The sequence below is a fragment of the Kitasatospora sp. MY 5-36 genome, assembly GCF_001182915.1.
In the GTDB taxonomy this organism is placed as follows: Bacteria; Actinomycetota; Actinomycetes; order Streptomycetales; family Streptomycetaceae; genus Kitasatospora.
On sequence record NZ_LFVW01000534.1, the window covers coordinates 1 to 8,033 of the forward strand.

Here is an 8,033-nt window from a genome sequence, read left to right on the forward strand (position 1 = left end):
CCCCGCGACGGCCCCCGCAACGCCCCCCGCAACGGCCGCGGCCGCCCGGCTCCCCGAGGCGAGGAACCGGACGGCCGACGGTGCGGGCCCCGACGCGGCGGGCCCGGCAGGCACAACAGGCGCAGCGGGCGCCGGAGCCGGTCAGGCCCAGCTGGAGTGCAGCGGCTTGCCCTCGGCGTAGCCGGCCGCACTCTGGATGCCCACGATCGCCTTCTCCTGGAACTCCTCCAGGCTGCCGGCGCCCGCGTAGGTGCAGGAGCTTCGGACGCCCGCGATGATCGAGTCGATCAGGTCCTCGACGCCGGGGCGGGTCGGGTCGAGGAACATCCGGGAGTGCGAGATGCCCTCCTCGAACAGCGCCTTGCGGGCCCGGTCGTACGAGGAGTCCTGGGCGGTGCGGTTGCTGACGGCGCGGGCCGAGGCCATGCCGAAGCTCTCCTTGTACTGGCGCCCGTCGGCGGCGGTCTGGAGGTCGCCCGGGGACTCGTAGGTCCCGGCGAACCAGGAGCCGATCATCACGTTGGAGGCGCCGGCGGCCAGCGCCATCGCGACGTCGCGCGGGTGGCGCACGCCGCCGTCGGCCCAGACGTGCTTGCCGAGCCGGCGGGCCTCGGCGGCGCACTCCAGGACGGCGGAGAACTGCGGCCGGCCGACGCCGGTCATCATCCGGGTGGTGCACATGGCGCCGGGGCCGACGCCGACCTTGAGGATGTCGGCGCCCGCCTCGACGAGGTCGCGGACACCGGCGGCGGAGACCACGTTGCCGGCCACGATCGGGACCCGCGGGTCCAGGCCGCGCACCGCGCGCAGCGCGCTGATCATGGACTCCTGGTGGCCGTGCGCGGTGTCGACCACCAGCACGTCGGCACCGGCCTCGATCAGCGCCGCAGCCTTGCCCGCGACGTCGCCGTTGATGCCGACGGTGGCGGCGATCCGCAGCTTGCCGGCCTCGTCCACGGCCGGGGTGTACAGGGTGGCGCGCAGCGCGCCCTTGCGGGTGAGGATGCCGACCAGTCGGCCCTCGCCGTCCACGACGGGGGCGAGCTTGCGGTGCGCCTCGGTGAGCTTCTCGAAGGCGGTCCGCGGGTCGATGCCCTCGTCCAGCAGCAGCAGTTCGCGGGACATGATGTCGGCCAGGCTGGTGAAGCGGTCCACGCCCTGGCAGTCGGACTCGGTGACCACGCCGACGGGCTTGCCGTCCTCGACCACCACGAGGGCGCCGTGCGCGCGCTTGGGCAGCAGCGAGAGCGCCTCGGCCACGGTGGCGCCGGGGGCGAGCGTGATCGGGGTGTCGAACACCAGGTGGCGCTGCTTGACCCAGGAGACGACCTCGGCGATGACCTCGGTGGGGATGTCCTGCGGGATGGCGACCAGGCCGCCGCGGCGGGCGACGGTCTCGGCCATCCGGCGGCCGGCGATGGCGGTCATGTTGGCCACGACCAGCGGGATGGTGGTGCCGGTGCCGTCGTTCGAGGAGAGGTCGACGCCCTGCCGGGAGCCCACGGCGGAACGGCTGGGGACCATGAAGACGTCGTCGTACGTCAGGTCGTACGAGGGCTTGAGGTCGTTCAGGAAGCGCATGAAGGAGGGCTCTCTGGCTGGGGGGATACACCTCGGGTGCGGTTGCGGCGATGCCGCCGGAGCGCACTCGGGCGCCCGGCACCCAGCGTTCGATTCTCCGTGAGGGTGGGGGCAAAAGCCAGTTCGACGGGCATTGCTGGGGCTGCGTACAAACCGTGATCAATACTCCGCGCGTAGACATGGAGGATCATCCAAAGACCCCCTCCGACGTCGGCTTTTCGCCCCGGTCCGGACCGCTCCCGTAGCATTCACGCGGTAAGGGGCTTGGCTTCACGCGTGTGGGCGTGGCGAATCGGGAAAGCGGCAGCAGGCGTGAGCATCGGTCAGACGGACATCGACCAGACGGACCTCCGACAGGCGGACATCGAGCAGACGGGCACCGGGCGGACGGACCTCGGCCAGGACCCGGTCGAGGGCGCCGAGGAGGAGACCGACTTCGGTCCCGGCCTCGACCCCGAGCGGCTGCGGCTCTGCCTGGAGGTGCTGGCCGAGCTCGACGAGCTGCACGTGGACCATCCGGACGCGATCACCGTCCGCAAGGCCGTCGGCGGCATATTCCGCACCCTCAAGCAGCGCCGCCGCCAGGAGACCCGGGCCCGCAAGACCGCCAACGACCGCGAGGTCACCGCCCGTACCGCCACCGGCGCGCCCACCCGGATCGACGACGAGACGGCCGGCGCCTTCGGCCTGACCACCGTCACCACCACCGAGATCGCCGGCATCCTGGAGCGTCCGCGCTCCTGCTACACCTGCAAGCAGCGGTACATCGAGGTCGACGCCTTCTACCACAACCTCTGCCAGGACTGCGCGGTCAAGAACCGCTCCCGCCGGGACGCCCGCGCCGACCTCACCGGCAAGCGCGCGCTGCTCACCGGCGGCCGGGCCAAGATCGGGATGTACATCGCGCTGATGCTGCTGCGCGACGGCGCCCACACCACCATCACCACCCGCTTCCCCAACGACGCGATCCGCCGCTTCACGGCGATGCCGGACAGCGCCGAGTGGATCCACCGCCTCAAGATCATCGGCATCGACCTGCGCGACCCGGCCCAGGTGATGGCCCTGGCCGACGAGGTCGCCGCCGACGGCCCGCTGGACATCCTGATCAACAACGCCGCGCAGACCGTGCGCCGCCCGCCGGAGTCCTACCGCGAGCTGGTCAACGCCGAGTCCGCCCCGCTGCCGGCCGGCGAGCTGCCCCAGGCCACCACCATCGGCCGCTTCGGCAGCGGCAGCGTCGACCTGCCCGCCCTCCCCCACCAGGCGGGCGGCGACACGCAGCGGATCACCGCCGAGGACGTCACCTCGCTGGCCCTGGTCACCGGCTCCGCGACGCCCGACCGGATCGCGGCCGGCACCGCGATCGACGCCGGAGGCCTGGTGCCCGACCTCGCGGACACCAACAGCTGGGTGCAGACCGTCAGCGAGGTCGGCCCGATGGAGCTGCTGGAGGTCCAGCTCTGCAACTCCACCGCGCCGTTCATCCTGATCAGCCGGCTGCGCCCGGCGATGGCCGCCTCCGCGTCCCGCCGCAAGTACGTGGTCAACGTCTCCGCGATGGAGGGCGTCTTCTCGCGCGGCTACAAGGGCGCCGGCCACCCGCACACCAACATGGCCAAGGCCGCGCTCAACATGCTCACCCGCACCAGCGCGCAGGAGATGTTCGAGTCCGACGGCATCCTGATGACCGCCGTCGACACCGGCTGGATCACCGACGAGCGGCCGCACCCGGACAAGATGCGCCTCGCCGACGAGGGCTTCCACGCCCCGCTCGACCTGGTCGACGGCGCGGCCCGGGTGTACGACCCGATCGTGCGCGGCGAGGCGGGCGAGGACCTGTACGGCTGCTTCCTCAAGGACTACGACCGCTCCAACTGGTAACCAGCCGAAGGGGATGGCGAGTTGAGCACCGCACCGTCCGGACCGACCGGACCGACCGCGCCCACCGGACCCGCCGGGCCGGCCGCGCCCGCACCCGCCGCACCGGTCCCGCCGACCGCACCGCTGCTCGGCGCCGGGGTCATCGTGCCCACCGGCGACGGCCGGGTGCTGATCGGCCGCCGGACCACGGCCGGCGAGCCGCCGACCTGGAGCCTGCCCGGCGGCAAGGTCGACCTCGGCGAGTCCTTCGAGCGGACCGCGGCCCGCGAACTCGCCGAGGAGACCGGCATCGTGCTGCCCGCCGAGGAGATGCGGGTGCTCGCCGTCCACCTCGACCACGAGCTCGGCCGGCCCCGGCTGACGGCCGCCGTGCTGGCGCCGCCGAGCCTGGCCGAGGCCGTGGTCACCGAGCCGCACGCGTGCGGCGGCTGGGAGCGCGTCCCGGTGGACGCGCTGCCCGAGCCGATGTTCTACCCGTCCGCGCTGGTGCTCGGCAGCTGGCTGCCGCGGCTGTCCCCGCGGCTGCTGGCCGGAACGCACGGCTACCCCGTCGCCCGCTGGAACGGGTGACGGGGCAGCCGACCGCCTGACGGCGCTCAGCCGTTGCGGGCCGCCTCCGGTCCGGTGATCCGCTTCAGCAGCGGCAGCGTCGAGGCGATGATCCCGAGCGAGGCGGCCAGCCCGAAACCGGTCAGCCCGTAGTACGCCGGGCCCGGGGACACCAGGTCGTAGTCCTTCTGCGCCTTGAGGAACATCGCCGCCGCGGCGAAGCCCGTCCCGATCGCGAGCGCCGAGACCACCAGCAGCGGCAGCGCGCTCTCCAGTCCGACCACCCTGCGCAGCAGCCGCAGCGGTGCGCCGGTCAGCCGCAGCATCGCGAACGGCCGCCGGCGGTCGGACAGTCCGGCCACCACGCTCACCGCGAGGCTGCACCCGGCGATCGGCAGGGTGGTCAGCAGCACCACGTTCGCCAGCTGCCGCCAGCCCTGGAGCTTCTTCTGCCCGGCGGAGGACCAGTCCTCGGCCAGCCTCGCCTCGTAGTGCGGGAACTCCTTCATGAACAGGGTCCGCAGCTGTTCCTTGGCCGCCTTGGAACCGTCGGTGGTCGCGTAGAGCATCCGCACCGGGAGCCCGGCCGCCTCGGCCGCAGAGACCGGTGCGGCCGGCCACTCCCGGTCGGAGGCGTCCACCAGGCCGACCAGCTGGTAGGGGTCGACGGCCGCGACGGCGGCGCCGGGAGCGCAGTGGCCGACCACGGGGATCTGCGCGAGGTCCGCGCAGCTCACCAGGCCGGGCACGATGCCCCGCCCGCTCCGCTGGCCCGTACCGGCCGGGTCCTCGTGCACCAGGGCGATCCCCTGGAACCCGGGGACGGCCCGCGCCCGGGCCAGCACGCGATCGGGCACCGACGGCAGCAGGGCCGCGTCGTTCCGGTTGCCGAAGGGGGCGTCCACGATCGCCTTGCGCACCTCGGGGGCGCCGTTGAGCATGCCCTGGTTCGCGTTGATGGTGCTCATGATGGCCAGGGTCGCGGTGGTCACGAACAGCGCCAGCACCACGCCGGCGACCGAACGGAAGCCCGCTCCCGGGTCGTCCGCCAGGCGGCGCATCGCGATCAGGGCGGCCGGACGGCGGGTGCGCCGGGCCACCGCCCGGGCCGCGGCCATGGTCAGCCACGGCCCCGAGACCACCAGCCCGAGCATCACCAGCACGAAGCCGGTCAGGTAGGCCGTGGACTGCCCGTCGGTGGTCTCCGGGCGGTTGCCCACGAAGTAGCCGAGTTCGGCGAGGCCGGCCACCAGCGGTGCCAGCCGCCAGGCGCTCGGCGGCTTCGGGGTGACCCTGCGGGAGACCCCGAGCGGCGAGACGGTGACCCGGCGCAGCGCGAGCCGGGCGGCGAGCGCGGCCGCCACCGGCACGCCCAGCACCACCCCGGCCGCCTGCGGCAGGGTCAGGCTCAGGTCGGAGGCGAAGAAGCGGTCGCCGGTGAACGGCACGTCGGCCACCACCGGTTTCAGCGCGGCGAACAGGCCGAAGCCGAGGGCCGTGCCGATCACCGCGGCCAGGGTGGACTCCACCGCCGAGATCACCGACACCTGGCCGGGCGTCGCGCCCACCAGGCGGATCGCGGCGTAACGCTGCTCCCGGGTGGCGGCGGAGAGCCGGGTCGCGGTGCCGATGAAGACCAGCACCGGGAAGATCAGCGCGGCGGCGACCACGGTGAGCACCAGGACCATCGCGTCGCCGTGCACGCCCGCGCCGTAGCAGTCGTACTCGCAGTCGTGGGGCAGGACGGTGGCGAGGCTGGTGACGGTGGTGGCCCTCGGCAGGGCCTTGACCTCGTCCGCGGTGCGGCCGACGACCAGCGCCAGGGTGTCCGGGGAGGGCAGCCCGTCCTCGCCGAGGGTGCCGACCTGCCGTCCGGGGAAGCGGTCGCCCAGTTCGACGGCCGGGGTGTCGCGCAGCAGCTTCTCCAGCGCGGGCGAGGCGTAGTACTCGCCGGGCGCGGGCAGCCGACTCAGGCCGGGCGGCAGCGGCGAGGCGGGACCGGTCGGGGCGACATCGGCCCGGAAGACGGTCCTCCCCCGGTAGTAGTCCATCCGGGCGCCCCACCAGAGCGGGTCCGCCGAGGTGGCCGCGGTCGCGCCCTTGACGCCCGTGTTCATCCAGAGCTGCCGCTCGTTGGCCCGGTCGATCGCGCTCACGCCGGCGAAGGTCGAGAGCAGCAGCCCCACGCCGACCGCGACCGCCGCCGCGATCATCAGCAGCCGGGCCACCGCCTCCCGGCCGCCGCTGACGGCCAGCCGGAGCGAGAAGGCGATCACGGGGCCACCGTTCCGGCGCCGGCCGAGAGCGTCCGGGCCCGGCCGTCGCGGACGACCGCCTCGCGGTCCGCGTACGCGGCGACCCGGGCCTCGTGGGTGACCAGGATGACGGTGGTGCCCTGCTCCTTGGCGGAGGCGACCATCAGCTCCATCACCTGCTCGCCGGTCAGCGAGTCCAGCGCGCCGGTCGGCTCGTCGGCGAACAGCACCCGCGGCCGGGCCACCAGGCCGCGGGCCAGCGCGACCCGCTGCGCCTGACCGCCCGACAGCTCGCCGGAGCGGCGCTGCTCCATGCCGTCCAGGCCGAGCCGGGCGAACCAGGGACGGGCCTGGGCCAGCGCGGCGGAGCGGCGCACACCGTTCAGCAGCAGCGGCAGCGCGACGTTCTCCTCGGCCGTCAACTCCGGCACCAGCTGGCCGAACTGGAAGACGAAGCCGAACCTGTCCCGGCGCAGGGCGCTGCGCCGGGCCTCCGGCATGGTGTCCAGGCGCTGCCCGTCGAACAGCACCTCCCCCGCGTCGGGCACCAGGATGCCGGCCAGGCAGTGCAGTAACGTCGACTTGCCGGAGCCGCTGGGGCCCATGATGGCGAGCACCTCGCCGGCCTGGACGGACAGGCTGGCCCCGCGCAGGGCGGGGGTCTCCCCGAAGGCGAGGGCGATGTCCCGGGCCTCGATCACGGCGGTCACGCGTTCACCTCCGCGGCGAGCGCGTCCAGGCGGGCGGCGGTGAGGTCGATCCAGCGCAGGTCGGCCTCCAGGTGGAACAGGCCGTGGTCGGCGAGCAGGGCGTCCACCAGGGCTCCGGTGCGGCGCAGTTCGGTGAGCTCGCGCATCCGGCGCAGGTGGGCGGCGCGCTGGGTGTCCAGGTAGTGCTCGGCGTCCCGGCCCAGCATCAGGGCCAGCACCACCTTGGTGAACAGCACGGACTGGAGGTTGGGCTCGGGCGCGACCGGCTCCTGGAGCCAGGTCTCGAACTCGGTCGCCCCGGTCTCGGTGATGACGTACCGCTTGCGCTCGGGCCCGTCGCCGGGCTCCGCCTCGCCGGCCACCACCTTGCCGTCGCGGGCCAGCCGGCCGAGGGTCGAGTAGACCTGGCCGTACGGAAGGGGCTTGCCGCGGCCGAAGAGGGCGTCGTAGTCGCGCTTGAGGTCGTAGCCGTGGCTCGGCTCTCGCTCCAGCAGCCCCAGAAGGGTCAAAGGAACACTCATGGGGGAAACATACACCCGGCGTATACCCCGAGTGTATATCTGGGCAGAATACGGCCCCGACCTGGGACATCGTCAGTCCATTGGCGAGGAAAGGGCGGAGAACGGGCCGGAGCCGGACACGGCACAGGCAGGGGGTGGCCCCACGACCACCCCCTGCCCCGTACCTCGGCCCGGCGCCCCCACGGCCGACCGGGCCACGGCCGCGCCCAAGCACCGGGAGGACGCCGCCACACCCCAGCCTGCCCGGACCGGGTGCGGATGCCGAGGGCCGAACGTCCCGACCACTGGGCCGACCGGCCCTGACCGGTAGGTACCGGCGGTCCTCCGAACGCGCACGACTCTTGTGCGCGGGGGGCCGCCGGGTGGACATTGGGGCGTAACCGGCCAGCGTCCCCGCGCCCCTGAGGAGCCCTCACCGTGTCCAGCACTCCCCGCCCGGCCCTGCCCGCGTCGCTCCCGCGGCGCACCGGCCGGCGGCTGCGGCGGGCACTCGGTGCCCGGCACGAGCCGCTCGCCCGCCCCCTCGACCGCTCCCG

6 protein-coding genes are annotated in these 8,033 nt (G+C 73.8%); 2 read left to right on the forward strand and 4 right to left on the reverse strand.

What is annotated here, in order from left to right; translation table 11 throughout:
• Window positions 1-141: 141 nt before the first annotated feature.
• The gene (locus AE652_RS29310; protein ID WP_049656920.1) at window positions 142-1,581 is read right to left on the reverse strand and encodes a GuaB1 family IMP dehydrogenase-related protein; all 1,440 of its coding nucleotides are present in this window, start codon (window positions 1,579-1,581) and stop codon (window positions 142-144) included.
• Between the two features lie 462 nt (window positions 1,582-2,043).
• Between AE652_RS29310 and AE652_RS29315 the strand changes: the two genes are divergently transcribed.
• Together AE652_RS29315 and AE652_RS29320 are read left to right on the forward strand one after the other, a co-directional pair.
• Window positions 2,044-3,462 (forward strand): SDR family NAD(P)-dependent oxidoreductase, encoded by a 1,419-nt coding sequence (locus AE652_RS29315; RefSeq protein ID WP_234348576.1) that lies wholly within the window; start codon window positions 2,044-2,046, stop codon window positions 3,460-3,462.
• 21 nt (window positions 3,463-3,483) lie between these two features.
• A complete protein-coding gene (locus tag AE652_RS29320) occupies window positions 3,484-4,032 on the forward strand; it encodes an NUDIX hydrolase (RefSeq protein WP_049656921.1) in 549 nt (182 codons plus the stop codon).
• Between the two features lie 26 nt (window positions 4,033-4,058).
• Here the strand turns inward: AE652_RS29320 and AE652_RS29325 are convergent, their stop codons facing one another.
• Genes AE652_RS29325 through AE652_RS29335 form a run of 3 tightly spaced genes read right to left on the reverse strand, consistent with a single transcriptional unit; the run spans window position 4,059 to window position 7,497 of the window.
• Window positions 4,059-6,287 (reverse strand): ABC transporter permease, encoded by a 2,229-nt coding sequence (locus AE652_RS29325; protein ID WP_049656922.1) that lies wholly within the window; start codon window positions 6,285-6,287, stop codon window positions 4,059-4,061.
• Window positions 6,284-6,976: an ABC transporter ATP-binding protein gene (locus tag AE652_RS29330; RefSeq protein ID WP_049656924.1), complete on the reverse strand. Its 693-nt coding sequence runs from the start codon at window positions 6,974-6,976 to the stop codon at window positions 6,284-6,286. Before AE652_RS29330 ends, AE652_RS29325 begins: the two co-directional genes overlap by 4 nt.
• Complete coding sequence (locus tag AE652_RS29335; RefSeq protein WP_049656925.1) at window positions 6,973-7,497, reverse strand: PadR family transcriptional regulator; 525 nt, start codon at window positions 7,495-7,497, stop codon at window positions 6,973-6,975. The genes AE652_RS29330 and AE652_RS29335 overlap by 4 nt, the downstream gene beginning before the upstream one ends.
• Window positions 7,498-8,033 lie beyond the last annotated feature (536 nt).